Genomic DNA, 17358 nt, shown 5'->3' on the forward strand with positions numbered 1-17358 from the left:
GTGCTTATCCTTGTATTATTTTTCGTTTCCAAATGATATTGTTTCGATTGTCTTGTATGGGTTCCATCCCGATACCATCCAAACTGGCAGAGCAGTGTAAATAATTTTTTCTGAGTTTTTCTAGCATGTAATGCTCTCCTACCATTGTATTAAAAGCATCGACTGCTTTCTGATCATGCCATACTTTCTGGCGTTTAGATTCTATTTCTTTTGCGGTATAAAATTGTAGTTTTGACTTCTTTTCAAAGGCATAAAGATCAATACGTTTTTTTACATCTAATAAATCTTTTGGAATTTTATAAAAATTTTCATTGTTTAAAAAAGCATCATAGTTCCAAGGAATTTTGTACTTGCGTTTACCAAATTCTGCCATTAAATGAAGAATAACATAGCTGTATTCGTTACTCAGATTTTTTGTCCCTATTAATTTGTTAGGTGAAGTACTAGGAGATTCTAACTGATTCAGTGAAAACCATTTTTGTTCCAATACATATTTCTTTTCAGAAGCAATCTTAGTTTCTGACTCTGTTAGTGATACAGTTTCTGTACCCGTTTTATAACCACCTCCAATATCTGAATGTACTCCTGGCAGGCTCAGTTCTATACTATTAGCTCCTGCGCTGTCAATATTGGTGAGTGGAAAATTGACACGATGTTCATCTTCGGCTGTTAAATGAACTGTAAAACCCACAGTCGGAATTTTTAAAGGTACATTGTCTACGTCGACATCATCAAAAACATTTTTTCCGTAAGATGATACCGTATCGTAAAGACCTAACAAACGAATCTTAATGCGAATAGGCTTTTGTTTATAATCTAATTTTTGAAAAGCTTTGCCTAAGTAACCTAAATTATAACTATCTTCTTTGCCAACGATTTTCTTTTTATACAGCTCATTTACAAAAATACGTGCAGCTGTTGCGCCTCGGCTAAAACCAAAAACATCTAGATATAGTGTACTAATACTATTTTCTTCTTCCAGTTGTAATTTTTGTACAATATCAAAACAGCCTTTCTCTACTTTTTCAAAAAGTCCTGTTTCTCCTGTACCATAAGCTTGTCCTCTTGTAAAATCACCATAATAATCTAATGTACCATCATCGTTTTCATCAGGATTTTTAGTTCCGATTCCTTCTACATAAACAGAATAATAATGACAGTTAGGATCATTTAAATACGCTTTTTCTAAACGATCTACATTGGTATTATCATTGCCATAACTGGTATTAGAACCATCGTTGTCTGATATTTTACTATTCATTAATTTAGAGTTTTTTCTTCTCCCTTCAATATTTTTCCTGTTGTTGGAGGTGCCATCAAAAAACACCCCTATGTAAACATCATTTACTACTTTATAGTTTTTTTTAGCAGGAACATAGCGTGCATTTCCAAATATTACATTTGCCATAGTTTTATTATTTATTGCCTTTTACATATATTCTTTTTTTCGCCACTAAAGTCAGATTTTCTTTTGTTGCAACTATATCAACCTTTTCACTTACTTCAAGGATGGTTTTTGCTATACACAAATATTTATTTCGAATGTCTATATGTATGTTCTTTGCTGTTTTATTAATTGCCATGTTGCTAATGCTTTTAAAAATTAAAAAATACTGGAATCTTCTCCGCTGTTAATCTCGACTGTTTTTTGAGAACTCTCTAAAAGGATGTTTTCTTTGGTACTTACAATAGTAATGTCCTCTGCAAGCTGAGTAGAGTCTGTAGAATTTCGGGTATAACTATTGGCAATGATTTCCGTTTTACTATCGCTTCTTTCATTTATATCTCCATCACAAACAAAATCAATATTATTCCCTCCAGAAAGAGTAACATTATTTTCTGCCTCGACTGTAAAATTCTTTCCTGCCTTAATCGTAATATCTTCTCCGGCTTCAAATTCTATGTTTTTGGGCGCTTTAAATCGAATGTTGCCATCACCACAGAGCACTGCTATGGTTTGTCCTTTTTGGCTTTCAATGGTGATATCGCCCGTTTCATCGTTTAAAAGGAGCTTGTTACCACTTCTCGTCGCCAGTACTTTGAGGTCGTTATTGGGCGAGCTGAAACCACTTATTTCTTTTTTATTACTCATGGTTCCTATTACAAAAGGAAGCTCGGCATTGTCTCCTTGAAAATTTATTAAAACCGTATCGCCAATTTCAGGGAGGATATGAGAACCTCTGCCATTGCCTCCGTAGTTTTGAAGCATCGGAATATAAGGTGTTGTTTTATTTTTACTTTCCTGCCAAGGCATTTGTACCTGTACAGCACTATGTCCGTTCGGATCTGCATTGGCGGTTACAATAGCGGTCTGACTTTTGCAGGAAGTAATTAAATCAGGATTGGTTTGGGGTGAAAATACCGAACCGTTGAAGTTTACTGCTGTAAAATTGTTTTCGTAACATCCTTCATCTTCACATAAATGAGTAATGTTGGTAATGCAATAACTGCTTTCTAATTGCATGTCAACACCGGTAATGCGAACCGAATTGCCCAGCGTAATTCCAGGAACTTCACTCGTCGCTGTTACCTGCATAAGATTGGCTAAAACAGAACGCATTTTGTTTTTGGTATATTCTTCGAGCGTTGTTTTTCCGCGTGCACCAATTGGATTTTGATTCAGCTGCATTTCTGTTGTCTGACTAAAAACAGTATTGGATTTGTTGATGAAGTTCTGCTGAAAACCATCACATTCATTGCGGTAATTTAGTGTTTGATCTTTTGAATAATCTCCCAGGCGATTGTCGTTTTCGATTACCTGAAACTGAGCAGGCAACACTTTCATTTCATAACTGAACTCCTGCATGTTGGTGGCATAAACTAATTTTGGTTCACTTCCTGGAGAACCCGGCATACCAAAAACCATGGTACGTCCGTTGTCATAAAACCAATGTCCGTTTCGTTTGGCAAGATTGTTTAGAAAATCGAATGTACTTTGGTTGTATTGTACGGTGTACGGCAACTGATATTTGTAGAACGGAAAAATATTCAGATCTATATCATAACCTTCTTTTACTTCTATGACGATATCACTTAATGTTTTATCGGTAAAAGAATTACACTTTAAGCCGTCATCGAGTAAGATCGAACAGCTGTGACCGGAAATAAAAAGGGTTTCCTCCAGATCTTCATGACGGGATTTTTGTGTTTTGACTTTGGTTACGATTCCTGAAAAATGCAGGATGTAATCACTGCGGTGTGTAAATACCATCAGATCGTCTATTCCTTCAATGGGCTTGATCTCGACACTTACTTTTTCGCCATACAATCGCTGTGAAAGCGGCATGACGCTTTTGAATTCAGTTACAAGGAGGTCTTGTCGCACTTCTACCGAAAAGGTATTGTGAGCATGAATGTCCTGAACAATTTTTAAATTGCTGAAATTGGTAATAGTGATGTCACCAATTTTAATAATGGTGTTGGTTTGAAGAGCCATAAAGTAGGGTTTTTAACTGTTTTTCCAATTGTTTGAAAACATTGTATTTCCGACTTTTACTTCATTTGAAGAAATCAGGATTTCTGTAGTCATGGGAACTGTGCCTTCACTATGGAAAACTTTACGGAATGAAATACAGTACGCTTTTGAAAACGTTACACTCTTCATGTTGCTCATAGCATCACGGCGGTAAAAAACAACTTTACCATCTTTTACAGTCGATTTCGAAACCATCCAATCTGAAAACATATCAGTTTGGCTACTTTCTAATACTAATTTAATTTGTCCGCCTTTTGCTTTGTTGGCGGGTTTTCCGTCTTTGTCAACGTTTTTTGTAAAATGAACATCAAATTCTAAAACATTAAAGACTTCATTGTCTAATTCTAATTTGGCTAAAAAACTCATATTAAGGCGTATTGATTAAAGTTTTGGGGATAACATAATATTCAAACTTTAAATCAATTCAATGAGTGGTATTCAGAAAGAAAGATATAATATTACAACTGCGGATTACATTTGTTTCCGGCAAAAATATTACAAATAGCAATATATCTAAGAAAAAAATAAGACATTTAACATAAAAAATAAGCTTAACATTATATTTATTAAAAATTTACCGAACAAAGAATAAACTTTTGTTTATACCGTAACAAACTATAAAAGAATATTTTAAAGAAAAAAGATGTCTTTTTCCCTTCTTAATCATCAACTTTTTTTTTAAAAAAAAATTGTACTGAAAAAAGCCTTTATTCTTTTCTTTTTTAAATTACACAATACCTTTTTTGCTTTTTGGGGGCCAATGAAATCACCTAAATCAAATAAAAAAACTATTTTAGCTTAGTAAATCAAAACCTAAAACCATGAAAATTACGATTCCCCTGTCGGTATTACTCCTTTTGTTTACTAGTCAATTATTTAGTCAGACGATTGCTGATTTAAAACTAAAACCTAAAGAAATTCCCAAAAGCTACAGCACAAGCGACGGTCATACTTGTGTTTCAAATCAGGCTTGTAATTTTTATAATGACATTGAAACGTACAGCAACTTTGTTGGAAAGCTAAAAAGCAAAGCAATTCAGAGTTTTAAAAGTAAAACAGATAGCGGAAGTATCATGTATTTTGAATTTGAACACAGATTTAAAGGCGATAATTTTCTGCAAGGTTTGTTATGGGGAAAGGAAAAACAACCCTCAGACGAGCATCCGGAAGAGTATGTTGTAAAGGGAAATTTTTTGATATTATGGAGCTTTCATCCGGATAGCGTTCTTAAAGAAAAATCGGAAGCTAAAATAGAGGCGCTTTTGCCATAAGGCATTTTGCAAACAACTTGTCTGCACGCTGAGATAGAAACGGGAACAAATAGTCAGCATTACATTTTATATAGTAATTGTTTCTTCAATATGGAGAATATACCCTATTTCGTCTCGTTTTTTTCCTGTGATTCCGTATCTGAATTTAATATTCAGAAACATTCCGCCTTTCATAACCTCTAATTTTAGTTTTCCTAAACCAATATTGTCTGTACCTATTATCGTAAACTCAGAGTTGAGTTCAGGAGGTAGAGTTTCGTTGTTCATTGGTATTGGAATGTCTGTCCAAATACCGGGTTTTAGAGGTGCTATTTTACTGGAAACACCTAAAATATCGTACGTATAATCTATTACTTCTACGGCAACTGAAACTAATTTTTGTACAGAAGAAGAAGAAGTTGCATAATTAGCTGTGGTACTAATTTTTATGCCGTTGTAGGGAATATGATCATGGTTACCTCTATTTTTCCAATCGCCGGAATACCATACAGACTCTTTAGAATAATTCATTTTTTAATTTTTAAAAATTTGTACTATAAAAAGATTTACTGTTTGTTTATGTTTTCTAATGTAAAACTGAATTCTCCATCATTGCTACCGGGTCCGCCTGTCATTACGATATCTGCACTGGTAACGCCAAATAAATTAATTTGAGTATTAATTTGTGAAATAAGTGCTGCATCTAAAACATCACCTTGCTCTACATCAGGTACAACACCAATAAAAAACTGTGGTTTGAATTCAAAAACAGCTGTTTCGTTTGGTGTCATTTCTGTTCGCTTAGCAATTAAACTGCCATCTCTGTAGCAGTGTGCTGAATAACCGGAATGAGCATGAGTATTTTTTACTTCGAACTGGTTAGGATTTGCTGCTGGCACTGATGAAAGCTGAAGTACATCTCCAGATGTATTTTGAACCATTTCGTAAACTGCTCCATTGTAAGCAAAAAGCGATGGAGAAAAATTTCCGTATTTGTCACTTGCTGTAACATTCACACTCGTAGAAAAGGTAAAAGTATATTTTTCCTCCAGTCCCGGGTTTCTAATTACTTTCCATGCGATGGCAACTTCACCAAACTCCTGAGCAAAATTCCGTTGAAAAATAACGATATTAAGATTGCTCACATTATTTGATCTATTGATAATACTTAGTCTTATTTTGTCCATTACTTCATTAATTTGGGTTGAAAATTTTAAATTAATTTTTCTTATCAACTGATCAACAATATAATACGAAAAAATGAATCTACGAACCCGTATAAATACCTAATTTTCATGCTCCTGAAACGTAATCAAAAATCATTTTGATTGCACTATTTATCTGCCAAATTTATTGCAAAAACCAAAACAACTCTCCTAGCCCCGATTGAGCCGATATCCTCGCAGTTTCGCTGCTAAGCGAAATGTAGAGATAAAGGCGAAAGCGGGACTGGTCGTGATTTGAAACCTAAAACGACTGCTCCTAAATCATAAAACACTAACTATCAACACATAACGATTTATTCTTAAAAGCAATTGCTATTTTTAGATATTAATAGGTGTTTTTTTATATTTTTAAACAAAATTTCAAAATCGGAAAAAAGCGCTCAAAGGGCGTTGTATCCCTAAAACAAACTTTAATTAAAATATAAAATGGAGAATTTTAAAGAAATTACTTTAGACGATGCTATTGAATTGGTAAACAAAAATGCTGTGATTTTTAATGAAGACATCATTCATGAGCTAGAGGCTAATTACGAAGTAGCAGGTAAAATTGTTTTGTATTCCGGTACTACAACTTTAGATAATTTAGTGGTAGGTAATGATATTGTAATCGTAGATGGAGACCTTAATATTACAGATATTATTGAGGATTGTGAAGGGGTAGATTCGTCATTGCTTATTGTTCTGGGTAATGTAAATTGTAAAAGTCTGATTACGTTATCGAGTATATTCATTACAGGTGATCTAAACGCTACAAATGCTATTGTAGGAGATTCTCTTTGCAACCTTTCGTTAGATGTTGGCGGAAATATTGTTACTAAAACTATATTAGAATACGGTCATGCTATTGCTGCTGAAGGAACAATTACGGTTAATGATGTTTTTTCATTTAATGCGGTTCAAGATACAAATGGTATTATCGAACAGAATCTGGAACGTGAGGATATGGTAGATGACATTGTAGAAATCGATGATGATGAAAAGATGGAAAACCTATGGGAAACAATTAAATACATCAAAAATGGTGGGGAAGTATTTAGAGAAGCTTAATCACTGCATTCTATTGTTTTTTTAATCAAAAGTAAACCAATCTGGTTATGAAAAAATTCTATTTTCAAACACAATATTCTATATGATTTTTTTATATGCCGGACTGGTTTTTCTTTGCATTATAAGTGTCGTTACAGGAACTTTGAAAAAAATGAAAAATGATGTTTCGTTATTAGGCATTATTACGGCCAACGTTTATATTTTCTCGTTGCTCATATTCTTTTTAGGAATGCAGCAGCATGATAATGAATTTAACACCGCAATTGATCCTGTTGATATCGAATGTTATACTCCATTTGGCGGTATACATATTATTACGCTGTTTTTCTATTTTGTTGCTTTTAATATTTCAATGGTATTGATTTGGCGAAAAGGCAATACACTTCCTCCACTAACACAGGTTTTGTCTCTTAGTTTTTTGTCTATCGGGATTATTCTGAACTTTATTATTTTACTACAACTGTCAGATCATAATACGGAAAGCATTGGTATTGATGAATCTCCCGAACATGTGTTTCCGTTACTATTTGCTCCCTTGATAAGTTTGATTATCGCTGTAATTCTTGTTGTAAAAATGGTAACAAACGAAATGGAAGAGGCCAGTCAAAAAAGCTATAGCAATAAATATTTGAATAAATTAAATACCTTCTTTGCTCAAAAAAGTAATCTGCCATTGTGGAGTTTGATTATGATCATTCCGTTATTGATTCTGGTAACGATTGTATTGCTTTTGCTTGGTCAGGATTCTAATTCTTTGGTAAAGGTATTTACTGAAACTACGCTTTGGACATTTTCTAAGCAAACACATCCGCCTATACTCAATCACGAAGGGCATTATTTATGTACGGTTGCTGCTTCAGGAAATCCTAAAATTGTAAAACCTATTCGATTAGGAAAAAGAAATGGCAATACTATAATCGTAAACCGACAATTGCTTATTGCCAATGCTTTTGAAGAAATGATTCAGGATTTCTCTCCAAAATTACACCGCTTTATACGCCGCAACTATGACAAATACGGTTACAATTTATCTAAAAAAATAAATACGGAAAGATCATCTAACTTTACGTATTGGGCAATGAAACCTTTAGAATGGCTATTTTTAGTAAGCTTGTATTTATTTTGCGAAAAACCGGAAATAAAAATCAACAAGCAATACAGTCTATAATTTTAAATAAATCAATCGTGAAGAAACTTATACTTTTAGCACTTATTACGAATCTGTTTTTAGGTTGTAAACCTGAAAAGAAAGAACAAGCTACACCATCTGAAAATAAAGAAGTATCAGAAGATACCAAAGTATATCCGCTAAACGTCAGCACAATTGATTCTACTCAATTTCCTGCTGGTATTCGTTATGAAGGGTTTATAAAAAATGCGGTACGCTGGAAAGACAAATCGGGTGATAATATTGTCGTTACAACTGAAACAGGAATTTATACCAGTCCAAAATTCGAACATGAATCTGAGTATGGCAGCGATGCTGAACTGTTTGCTTATCATTATATTGTATCGAATAATGAGGCGAAACAAACCTGGAAAGTCTACGATTTTATTTCTGATTGTCCGGTTGATATTGCGGCTTATTTTGTCAAAAATTCGTTTGAAGTAACTGATTTAAATAAAAATGGAATTGCTGAAATCTGGATTATGTATAAAACGGTTTGCCATGGCGATGTTAGTCCGTGCGACATGAAAATCATCATGTATGAAGGCAACAAAAAATTTGCCATGCGTGGAGAGAATAAAGTAGCCACCGGAATAGACGATGATGGTAAAACACTATATTATGGTGGTAAATATAAATTTGATGAGAATTTTAAAAACGCACCAGAAGTCTTTAAAGATTTTGCTAAAAATTTATGGAACAACAACCTTATAGATACTCCTGAAGAAGAGTAGAAACTTCACAATACTACGCAACGTTATTCTAAATTTTACGCTAAAAACAATACCCAATACATCATCTTAAATGAAAAAAGTACTTTTCTCTTTTTTAGTATTACTTGTCATATCCTGTAATAAAAAAGAACAACAACAAAATGCCACAACTCAAGATCCGAATGTCACAACTCAGGACACAGCAGAAACAAATGAAACTAAAAAACAGGATACTTTAAGAATTGACTATGCAGAACATAAAAATCTGCTTGACATTTTAACTCTTTTGCCGGACAGCACGATGAGAAGCTGGGGATGGAGTAAAAAAGAAAGAATTGAATTTGTAAAGGAGATTCAAAAAAATAAATTTACGACGGGCGCACCGGAACATTTTTCAAGTATAAAACTGGCACAACCCAATACTATAGAAATTCAGGTTGTCGATGGTCTTTGGATTTTCTCTATCTACAAAATAAAACCCAACAATTATATTGTGATCACGGATGATATTGTTGGTGATGGAAACGATCTTCTTGCTTTTGAGTATAAAGATGGTGTTCTTGAATATATTCCATTTGAAAACGTATTCGATAATTTCCTGACTGCTTTATTGATAAACAAAGATGATAAAAATTGTATTGACTTATTGGAAGAAAACAACATTGGTTTTCAATACCTTTTTACGGGAACTAAAAAAATTGAAATCGCTAATTTATCTTTAACCGAAGGTAATAATGAATGTTTTAAGGGGAATAGCCTGAATTATGAATTTAATCCGGCTCTTAAGAAATTTGAATTAAAAATTATAAAGTAAACACTCAATGAAAACAATCTTAATTTCCGTTTTCGCGCTATTGCTGATTTCCTGTCACGACAAGAAAGAAAATCAGGATAATACATCTAAAATTAATTCAGATTCTACCGCAATTAAAAACGATACCATAAAATCAGAACCTGTTGTTGATACTATAAAACATATCGAAGTTGGTTATTGGGATCAGTATGAAAAAATGCCAAAACTAAATTTTGATTCGATTTCTGAAACGGAATTTGAATCCATTACCCCTAAAAAATTTCTGCAAGCAGTAAAACCGGAACAGAAAGGCAATTACTTTTATCTTTCAGGTGCTAATAAAAAACATGCGTTTAAAAAATATAACGATTATGGTGGCGAGGAAAGTCATAGTGGTTATGAACTTTTAGGTCGTTATACGGACTCTAAATTGTACGCAATGATACAAAACTCAACAGCTGAGAATTTAGGGTTTGGAGAATTTTTTCTTTTTGATCCTGTAAGCGAATACCATTATAATATCGTTTCGTTTGGCGATGCAAGTGTCGAAACGCCGATTCCTTCTGTAAACAATAAATATCTTGTTTACTATAATAACGGAGTTTATGAAAATCATAATTGTGATATTGGAATACTAAAAATCAATGATTTGTCTGATCCTAAACATTATTTAACTGAAGTTGCCAGTAGCCGAAAAGAGGATTTTACTACTGAAAAAATAGTATGGAAAACAGATGACTGTTTTTATGTAAAAGGATATACGAAAAGCATAGAACTCAAAACAGGAGAAAAAAAATACGCTTATTTCAAATTAGATATAAACTAAAGCCCTAAAACCAAAATCATGAAAAAAACATTTTACCTGGCTTTTTTATTCCTTGTTGTCCAACATTCGAATGCTCAAAATATCATTGACTTCTTTTATTCTATTCCTGCTGAATATGTTGATAATTTAAGTTTTATTGAAAGGAAAAATTTAGTTAAAAACAAGAGCCTTGAGATTTCAGATATGGCTTATTCTTTAGAATGTGATGTAAAAAACGGCTACATCAGACTTGGTCAAAATTATACCGAAGGACAATCCGGATATGGCATTTATGAAATAGCATATTGGAATCTGAAGAACAAAAAACTAATTGCGCTTTCGAGTGTATTAGGAAGTAACGGCGGATTTCATCAGCATAATTTTAAATTATTTGAGTACAAAAACGGAAGTTTATCCGAAGTTTCTACCGGATATTTAAAAAGTTATACTTCTAATTTTGATGTTTTTATAAATAATCTCGTTACTGAATTCACGAAAAGCAATACCAAACAGTCTGTCAAAGAAGCACTAAGTGATTCACAATTTACGATAGAATTACCACGAACTGGCAAAAACATTAAGGTCGCTTTTGATGAAAATCCAATGAGCAGTCCTGAATATTTTACTAAAACCTACGGGAAGTACCTTAATTTCAGAGAGAAGATTTATAAATGGAATGCTGTTAAAGAAGTTTTTGAATAAATAAACAAATCATGACCAAAATTGTTTTCTATACTTTAATGCTCTCTGTTTTATCAAGCTCGTTTGTAGCCTGCCAGAAAAAAACAGTTAAGAACAAAAATGTAACAAATGTATATCAGCAAGAACTTGAGAGTGAAATCTGGATTACGAATCACATTATTTCGTTAGATCCAAAAATAGAGCACTATACTTTGACAAAGTTCGTCGAAAGAAAATTTGTTGGAAATCTAACTTCGTTTGCTGATAAAACGCACTTTAATAGTCAGTTTGTTTCCTTCTGCGGTTCTGATCATTTTACAACTGTTTCGGGTAAATATGAGTTTTTCGACAAGGATAAAATTAGCATTGCTGTTGATTCTGTTACCTATCAAGGCGAAGGAAAAAAACCAACAGAATACCGAAATGGAAAAGAATTGGAGTTTTTAATCTCTAAAATTGGCGATACTATTATTTTTACAAAGCAAAATTAACACCTGATTTGACAAATTTACTATGAGGAAAATTAGATTTTTAATAGCATTACTTCTATTTCCAATTTTGAGTTTTGGAAATATGGCACAGCCCTGGATCAGCGGTTCCACTCATTCTACACTGTACGGCGCAAAAAATTGCCGTGTAATTAAAGAAAATATAAATATTGATCTGGCTGAATACGAAGATTCTACTATTGCAAAATTCAAAATTAAGTACTTAATACATTCTGATGTTGATCAAACTATTCCTTTGCTTTTTATTGGCATTGGATTGGACAAGAATCAAATTGTATTTGTAAATAATATTGCTTCCCAAATTTTAGATTCTAAGTTAATAAATGCCTCGGCTGTGAAGTTTTCAGACACAGACAGCATAGCAGCAAACTCAGAAGATTTAATTTATTTTAAAGCCCCTTTACATAAAGGAGAAAATATAATTACTGTTGAATACCAGGCTGTTTTAGGATTCAATAGGTATGGATTTGTAAAAATGCAAACCCTTGAATATTCTTTGTATCCTTCCCGATTCTGGAAATCATTTGGTACTATAAATATCGAGATGCCTTTACAATCTAAATACAAAATTGTAAGCTCTAATATTGGTGATCCGGAAATTGAAAATGATATCGCAAAATGGCAAATCACATCTATTAACATTGATGACATTGAATTCATAATTACAGAAAAAACAAATTTTGTTGCTACAATTCTACTATTTCTGCAGCCATTTGGTATCGCTGTTTTATTGCTAATTTTAATGTTCTTTCTTCATTTAAAATTAATTAGAAAAAAATACGAGCAAAAAAACAGGTCTTTAAAGTATGCTTTATCTTTAGGTATTGCAATCATCCCCATTTTATTCTATGTAGTTTATTATAGTTCTTACTCTTTAATTGATTTTAGTTTGGGGCAAGAAAGCTCAAAACATGGTTATGTATTTCTGTATGTTGTTACCTATCCAATTGTTGTTCTATGCTACGGAATTTTAATGTATGGAATTGACAAAAACTTGAAGTCTAAGTACAAAGAATAATTTTCAGTAATCCTTTATTTTTAATTGTACAGGGTTAATATTTGTCAGAAAAATAACTATATTTACTTACTAATCTTTAACAAACTTAAAAATGAAAAAAGTAATTATTGCATTTATTATTTTAGTTGGTTTATCTGTTAATGCGCAGACTTCTAAGGAACTGATAGGAAAATGGCAATTGGTAAAATGGACAAAAAAAGGTAAAGAAAAAAATATCCAGGAATATTTTAAAACAGATCAGGTTTTTCAGATATTTATGGAAAATGGTGAATTTAATAGTCTTGTTGGCGACGAATCACACAAAGCAAAATGGAAGTTGTCCAGCGACAACAAAGAACTTACTATTATCGCTATTTTACTTCCCATAAACTTTACAATCGATTATTTCGATCCCCAAAAAAGAGTAATATCTTCACCACAAATGGGAACCTTGGAGTATAAGAAAGTAGATTGACTCTAAATTTTAGATTTTAGACTTTAGATTTTAGATTGTGGATTGTGGATTGCTTAATAAAACTGTTCGACTTTTCACTTTTGACTTTATGACTTTCGACTTTACGACTTTCGACTTTACGACTTTTAACTAATAAAAAATGAACGACACCTGGACTGAAAGATGGAACGACCGCTACAGCAATGAAGCATTTGCTTATGGTGAAGAACCTAATTTATATTTGAAGGAACAATTAGAAAAACTAAGTCCGGGTGACATTCTCTTTGCTGCCGAAGGTGAAGGACGCAATGCTGTTTTTGCAGCTAAACTGGGTTGGAACTCCAGCGCTTTTGATATTAGTATTGAAGGGAAAAATAAAGCCTTACAACTTTCTGAAAGCAACAATGTTAGTATTGATTATCGTGTTGGTGAATTAGAAACTTTAGGTTTTAAACCCAATCAGTTTGATGCTATTGCGCTTATCTACGCACATTTTCCTGCTAATATAAAATCAGCTTATCATAAAACTTTAAGTCAATATCTAAAGAAAGATGGTATCGTAATATTTGAAGCTTTCAGCAAAAATCATTTAGATTACATCGCCAAAAATGAAAAGGTTGGCGGGCCCAAAGAAATCGACATGCTTTTTTCTATTGCTGAAATTCAAGCCGATTTTAATAATTTTGAAATTATTATATTAGAGGAAAAAGAAATTGAACTTAACGAAGGATTATTTCATAACGGACTCGGTTCTGTAATTCGATTTGTGGGTCGAAAAAAATAATCTTAACAACAAACCAGAATAACAACTTTGAAAAATTCAGCAGAAAACAAATTAGATAATCCAACATGGAATTCCTTAGTCGAAAGTCATTCAGAATTTGCTCTGGATTACGGAAATACAAAATTTTATAATCCCGAATATTGTCCGTTTGGTGGTTCTGTAGCAATTGAAACTACCAAAGATGCTGTGGAAAAATATTCGTCGTTGAGCCAGAACTTTTTTATCGTTGGAGAAAAACCTGAAATCCCTGATTCTTTAACGATTACAAATGAATTGGTTTGCCTTCAAATGGTTATTGCGCAAAAAATTGAATTACCGATTACGGAGAAAATTACGCAACTAACCGAAAGTCATAATGATGCATTATGTGAATTGGTCAATTTGGTTCAGCCTGGATATTTTAAACAGAAAACGTATTTATTAGGCGATTATTTTGGCATTTACAAAGACAATCAACTTATCGCCGTTACAGGAGAACGTATGCGAATGAACGATTTTACAGAAGTCAGCGCTATCGTTACCCATCCTGATCATACGGGAAAAGGCTACGCCAAACAACTCATTACTCATGTCGTAAACAAAAACTTTGACGCAAACAAAACTCCTTATCTGCACGTTTCAGAAAAAAATATCGGCGCGATTGCACTTTACGAAAAACTAGGTTTTGTAACCCGAAGAAAAATGAGTCTTTGGAATATTGTTCCGAAAAAATAGTCTCGAAATCATCCTATGGTGTGGACACAGTTTTAAAATCAACACGAATTTCACGAATTGGCACGAATTAATTTTTTAAAATCAATAACACAACCTAAAATTTACCCGATTACATTGGTGAAAATTGGTGAAATTCGTGTTGAATTCTAATCTCCATAATTTTGTGTCTACACGGTGGGAAATCATCGGGACTATTTTTTGAATATAATACTACTAACCTAACCAACCATCACGATCCAGACTTCGGTATTGAATTGCTTCTGCTATATGTGAAGCAATAATTTGTGGCGAAGCATCAAGATCAGCAATTGTTCTGGAAACTTTCAGAATCCTGTCGTACGCTCGTGCCGAAAGGTTTAGACGTTCCATTGCCGTTTTGAGTAATTCTTTTGATTGTTCGTCTAAGGCACAAAACTCTCTGATTTGCTTGGTATTCATTTGAGCATTGTAATGAATATTCGGTAACTGATCAAAACGCACCGATTGTATTTCGCGGGCTGCTGTTACCCTTTTTCGGATTTCGACGCTGCTTTCTGATTTTCTGTCGTCTGATAATTTGTCAAACGGAACGGGTGTTACTTCGATATGAATATCAATTCGGTCTAATAATGGCCCCGAAATCTTACTCATATAACGTTGCATTTCGTGTGGTGAAGAGGTGTTGGGCACGCTCGGATCATTAAAGAAACCACTCGGACTGGGATTCATACTCGCTACCAACATAAAAGAAGAAGGATACGTAACGGTAAATTTCGCCCGCGAGATTGTTACTTCGCGATCTTCAAGAGGCTGGCGCATTACTTCCAGAACATCGCGTTTAAACTCCGGTAATTCATCTAAAAACAAAACACCATTGTGCGCCATCGATATTTCACCAGGTTGCGGATAACTTCCTCCACCAACCAAAGCAACATTTGAAATCGTATGATGTGGACTTCGAAAGGGTCTTTGATTCATTAAACCTACTTCTTTTAGCTTTCCTGCTACACTATGAATTTTGGTTGTTTCCAACGCTTCACGCAAGGTCATTGGCGGTAAAATACTCGGTAATCTTTTGGCTAGCATTGTTTTTCCTGCACCCGGCGGACCAATCAAAATAATGTTATGACCTCCTGATGCTGCAATTTCCATACAGCGTTTAATGCTTTCCTGCCCGCGTACATCTGAGAAATCAAATTCCGGAAAGTCCAGTGTTTTATAAAATTCGGTTCTGGTATCAATTACGGTAGGCTGTAATGTTCCTTTTCCTTCAAAAAAGTCAATCACTTCTTGTAGATTTTCTACACCATAAACGTCTAATCCGGCTACGATTGCCGCTTCTTTTACATTTTGTTTGGGCAGGAAGAAACCTTTATATCCTTCTTCTTTTGCTTTTATGGCAATGGGCAAAGCACCGTTTATGGATTGCAGACTTCCGTCTAAAGACAATTCTCCCATAATAACATATTGATCTACTTCGGGAGCTTTTATCTGATCTGACGCTACTAAAATTCCAATTGCTAAAGGCAAATCATACGCAGAACCTTCTTTTCGTAGATCGGCAGGCGCCATATTGATCGTTATTTTTTTGCCCGGCATGCTGTATTCATTATTTTTCAGCGCTGCTGCAATTCGGTAACTGCTTTCTTTTATGGCATTATCCGGCAATCCAACCAAATGATAACCAATTCCTTTATCCATATGCACCTCAACCGTAATTGTTGTAGCTTCAACACCAAACACCGCACTTCCGTAAACTTTAATCAACATAATTATTTCTTCGTTTGTCTATTTCTAAATCTGATTCAAAAATTAATAAACCTGCTTTTATGAAATAATTGGAACTTTTCATGAAAACGGGATATTTATAATAGAACAAATAAAACAAGGCTTCGGCAATGAATCCGATAAAATAAGACAAAATATAAGAAAGGAGGGGAATTTATTAAATGATCAGGTATGGGAATACAGAAAATGAGGGAGGTTATTCAGGAAGAAAGAATTTTTAATTTATAAGAGATCCATTTATATACCTAACAGGTCTTGGAGACCTGTTAGGAAATGTGGTTGAGACAAATTATCCTAACAGGTCATGGTAATCTTTATAAGCAAGAAACTCGCAATCTTGTCATTTCGACGAAGAAGAAATCCTCGCGAGTAGCTCTGTGAAGTATTACCAATCTTTGTCGAGTTTCTAACGAAGATTTCTTCTTCGAAATGACAAGATTGCGAAAAGCTTCCGCTAGCGCAAGCAAAAAAAACTTTCAAATTACTCTTACTTTATACTATAAAGATTTTTATTTCCATTTTTAGTAACTTTTAGAATATTGCTTTTAGCGAACCTTACTAATATTACAGAAACATTTTTCGACTCAAAAGCTAACTTATGGTCTAAACTAAGCTTTTTTGTTACTTCACTTGCAGATCTCTCCACTTTAAAATAACCGTCTTCAATAAAAGCATTAATTCTATTTGTCAATCTTGATTTTTCCAATCGGGAAGCAGGCAAAGGAAATCTAGGCTTTAAATCTAATTCTATATCAAGAATTTCTTTTGGATGAATACCTAGAGCAAAACAAATTTCTATGAAATAGGAAAGATACGTTTCAGATCCATTTTCCATATTAGAAATAGTATTATACGCAAACCCAGTCATTACAACTAAATCTTCAATCTCTAATTCTGCTTTTAGTCTGTAAGCTTTTAATCTTTCACCTAAAAATTTTAATGCAATTTCATTTTTATATCTACCCATATTCAAAT

At 33.5% G+C, this 17358-nt stretch carries 20 protein-coding genes; 12 read left to right on the plus strand and 8 right to left on the minus strand.

The features are described 5' to 3' along the window. Positions 1 to 4: 4 nt before the first annotated feature. From B0A66_RS16905 to tssD, 4 genes are read right to left on the minus strand one after another with little or no spacing between them, the layout of a single operon-like run. A complete protein-coding gene (locus tag B0A66_RS16905; protein WP_089051033.1) occupies positions 5 to 1408 on the minus strand; it encodes a T6SS phospholipase effector Tle1-like catalytic domain-containing protein in 1404 nt (467 codons plus the stop codon). A 7-nt stretch (positions 1409 to 1415) separates the two neighbouring features. Further along, positions 1416 to 1583, minus strand: a complete 168-nt coding sequence (locus B0A66_RS22930) for a hypothetical protein (protein ID WP_165766632.1) — start codon at positions 1581 to 1583, stop codon at positions 1416 to 1418. 20 nt (positions 1584 to 1603) lie between these two features. Continuing rightward, the gene (locus tag B0A66_RS16910) at positions 1604 to 3436 is read right to left on the minus strand and encodes a phage baseplate assembly protein V (protein ID WP_089051034.1); all 1833 of its coding nucleotides are present in this window, start codon (positions 3434 to 3436) and stop codon (positions 1604 to 1606) included. 12 nt (positions 3437 to 3448) lie between these two features. After that, positions 3449 to 3841, minus strand: a complete 393-nt coding sequence (gene tssD, locus B0A66_RS16915) for a type VI secretion system tube protein TssD (RefSeq protein WP_089051035.1) — start codon at positions 3839 to 3841, stop codon at positions 3449 to 3451. A gap of 455 nt (positions 3842 to 4296) precedes the next feature. Here tssD and B0A66_RS16920 point away from each other — a divergent pair, with 455 nt between their 5' ends. Next, positions 4297 to 4746: a hypothetical protein gene (locus B0A66_RS16920; RefSeq protein WP_089051036.1), complete on the plus strand. Its 450-nt coding sequence runs from the start codon at positions 4297 to 4299 to the stop codon at positions 4744 to 4746. 66 nt (positions 4747 to 4812) lie between these two features. Here the strand turns inward: B0A66_RS16920 and B0A66_RS16925 are convergent, their stop codons facing one another. Further along, positions 4813 to 5256 (minus strand): hypothetical protein, encoded by a 444-nt coding sequence (locus B0A66_RS16925; protein ID WP_089051037.1) that lies wholly within the window; start codon positions 5254 to 5256, stop codon positions 4813 to 4815. A 35-nt stretch (positions 5257 to 5291) separates the two neighbouring features. Then, a complete protein-coding gene (locus B0A66_RS16930; protein ID WP_089051038.1) occupies positions 5292 to 5912 on the minus strand; it encodes a hypothetical protein in 621 nt (206 codons plus the stop codon). A gap of 465 nt (positions 5913 to 6377) precedes the next feature. Here B0A66_RS16930 and B0A66_RS16935 point away from each other — a divergent pair, with 465 nt between their 5' ends. The 11 genes from B0A66_RS16935 to B0A66_RS16985 all read left to right on the plus strand — a co-directional run bounded on the left by B0A66_RS16935 (position 6378) and on the right by B0A66_RS16985 (position 14616). Continuing rightward, positions 6378 to 6998 carry a hypothetical protein gene (locus B0A66_RS16935; RefSeq protein ID WP_089051039.1) on the plus strand — a complete coding sequence of 207 codons (621 nt, stop codon included), beginning with the start codon at positions 6378 to 6380 and terminating at the stop codon, positions 6996 to 6998. Positions 6999 to 7080: 82 nt separating this feature from the next. Next, positions 7081 to 8166, plus strand: a complete 1086-nt coding sequence (locus tag B0A66_RS16940; protein ID WP_089051040.1) for a DUF6688 domain-containing protein — start codon at positions 7081 to 7083, stop codon at positions 8164 to 8166. 17 nt (positions 8167 to 8183) lie between these two features. Further along, positions 8184 to 8900: a M949_RS01915 family surface polysaccharide biosynthesis protein gene (locus tag B0A66_RS16945; protein ID WP_089051056.1), complete on the plus strand. Its 717-nt coding sequence runs from the start codon at positions 8184 to 8186 to the stop codon at positions 8898 to 8900. A gap of 70 nt (positions 8901 to 8970) precedes the next feature. Then, on the plus strand, positions 8971 to 9693 hold the full coding sequence (locus B0A66_RS16950; RefSeq protein WP_089051041.1) for a hypothetical protein: 723 nt from the start codon (positions 8971 to 8973) through the stop codon (positions 9691 to 9693). A 7-nt stretch (positions 9694 to 9700) separates the two neighbouring features. Continuing rightward, on the plus strand, positions 9701 to 10498 hold the full coding sequence (locus B0A66_RS16955; protein WP_089051042.1) for a hypothetical protein: 798 nt from the start codon (positions 9701 to 9703) through the stop codon (positions 10496 to 10498). 18 nt (positions 10499 to 10516) lie between these two features. After that, complete coding sequence (locus B0A66_RS16960; protein ID WP_089051043.1) at positions 10517 to 11179, plus strand: hypothetical protein; 663 nt, start codon at positions 10517 to 10519, stop codon at positions 11177 to 11179. 11 nt (positions 11180 to 11190) lie between these two features. Then, on the plus strand, positions 11191 to 11649 hold the full coding sequence (locus tag B0A66_RS16965; RefSeq protein ID WP_089051044.1) for a hypothetical protein: 459 nt from the start codon (positions 11191 to 11193) through the stop codon (positions 11647 to 11649). Between the two features lie 22 nt (positions 11650 to 11671). After that, positions 11672 to 12685: a hypothetical protein gene (locus B0A66_RS16970; protein WP_089051045.1), complete on the plus strand. Its 1014-nt coding sequence runs from the start codon at positions 11672 to 11674 to the stop codon at positions 12683 to 12685. A gap of 91 nt (positions 12686 to 12776) precedes the next feature. After that, positions 12777 to 13139, plus strand: a complete 363-nt coding sequence (locus B0A66_RS16975; RefSeq protein WP_089051046.1) for a hypothetical protein — start codon at positions 12777 to 12779, stop codon at positions 13137 to 13139. Positions 13140 to 13278: 139 nt separating this feature from the next. Beyond that, complete coding sequence (locus B0A66_RS16980; RefSeq protein ID WP_089051047.1) at positions 13279 to 13902, plus strand: class I SAM-dependent methyltransferase; 624 nt, start codon at positions 13279 to 13281, stop codon at positions 13900 to 13902. 27 nt (positions 13903 to 13929) lie between these two features. After that, on the plus strand, positions 13930 to 14616 hold the full coding sequence (locus tag B0A66_RS16985; RefSeq protein ID WP_089051048.1) for a GNAT family N-acetyltransferase: 687 nt from the start codon (positions 13930 to 13932) through the stop codon (positions 14614 to 14616). Between the two features lie 213 nt (positions 14617 to 14829). Here B0A66_RS16985 and B0A66_RS16990 read toward each other — a convergent pair whose 3' ends face one another. Both B0A66_RS16990 and B0A66_RS22935 read right to left on the minus strand, forming a co-directional pair. Next, positions 14830 to 16365, minus strand: coding sequence for a YifB family Mg chelatase-like AAA ATPase (locus tag B0A66_RS16990; RefSeq protein WP_089051049.1), 1536 nt, complete (start codon positions 16363 to 16365; stop codon positions 14830 to 14832). A gap of 505 nt (positions 16366 to 16870) precedes the next feature. Beyond that, positions 16871 to 17358, minus strand: a 488-nt coding sequence (locus tag B0A66_RS22935) for a helix-turn-helix domain-containing protein (RefSeq protein WP_208862598.1), incomplete at its 5' end; no start/stop codon positions are given.

Source organism: Flavobacterium hercynium, from assembly GCF_002217285.1.
In the GTDB taxonomy this organism is placed as follows: Bacteria; Bacteroidota; Bacteroidia; order Flavobacteriales; family Flavobacteriaceae; genus Flavobacterium; species Flavobacterium hercynium.

Excerpts from the sequence above, each read along its gene's own strand:
- B0A66_RS16910 (WP_089051034.1), bottom strand. The coding sequence starts at position 3,436 with ATGGCTCTTCAAACCAACACCATTATTAAAATTGGTGACATCACTATT.
- B0A66_RS16940 (WP_089051040.1), top strand. The coding sequence starts at position 7,081 with ATGATTTTTTTATATGCCGGACTGGTTTTTCTTTGCATTATAAGTGTC.
- B0A66_RS22930 (WP_165766632.1), bottom strand. The coding sequence starts at position 1,583 with ATGGCAATTAATAAAACAGCAAAGAACATACATATAGACATTCGAAAT.
- B0A66_RS16990 (WP_089051049.1), bottom strand. The coding sequence starts at position 16,365 with ATGTTGATTAAAGTTTACGGAAGTGCGGTGTTTGGTGTTGAAGCTACA.
- B0A66_RS16980 (WP_089051047.1), top strand. The coding sequence starts at position 13,279 with ATGAACGACACCTGGACTGAAAGATGGAACGACCGCTACAGCAATGAA.
- B0A66_RS16935 (WP_089051039.1), top strand. The coding sequence starts at position 6,378 with ATGGAGAATTTTAAAGAAATTACTTTAGACGATGCTATTGAATTGGTA.
- B0A66_RS16975 (WP_089051046.1), top strand. The coding sequence starts at position 12,777 with ATGAAAAAAGTAATTATTGCATTTATTATTTTAGTTGGTTTATCTGTT.
- B0A66_RS16920 (WP_089051036.1), top strand. The coding sequence starts at position 4,297 with ATGAAAATTACGATTCCCCTGTCGGTATTACTCCTTTTGTTTACTAGT.
- tssD (WP_089051035.1), bottom strand. The coding sequence starts at position 3,841 with ATGAGTTTTTTAGCCAAATTAGAATTAGACAATGAAGTCTTTAATGTT.
- B0A66_RS16955 (WP_089051042.1), top strand. The coding sequence starts at position 9,701 with ATGAAAACAATCTTAATTTCCGTTTTCGCGCTATTGCTGATTTCCTGT.
- B0A66_RS16960 (WP_089051043.1), top strand. The coding sequence starts at position 10,517 with ATGAAAAAAACATTTTACCTGGCTTTTTTATTCCTTGTTGTCCAACAT.
- B0A66_RS16930 (WP_089051038.1), bottom strand. The coding sequence starts at position 5,912 with ATGGACAAAATAAGACTAAGTATTATCAATAGATCAAATAATGTGAGC.
- B0A66_RS16925 (WP_089051037.1), bottom strand. The coding sequence starts at position 5,256 with ATGAATTATTCTAAAGAGTCTGTATGGTATTCCGGCGATTGGAAAAAT.
- B0A66_RS16970 (WP_089051045.1), top strand. The coding sequence starts at position 11,672 with ATGAGGAAAATTAGATTTTTAATAGCATTACTTCTATTTCCAATTTTG.
- B0A66_RS16905 (WP_089051033.1), bottom strand. The coding sequence starts at position 1,408 with ATGGCAAATGTAATATTTGGAAATGCACGCTATGTTCCTGCTAAAAAA.
- B0A66_RS16950 (WP_089051041.1), top strand. The coding sequence starts at position 8,971 with ATGAAAAAAGTACTTTTCTCTTTTTTAGTATTACTTGTCATATCCTGT.
- B0A66_RS16965 (WP_089051044.1), top strand. The coding sequence starts at position 11,191 with ATGACCAAAATTGTTTTCTATACTTTAATGCTCTCTGTTTTATCAAGC.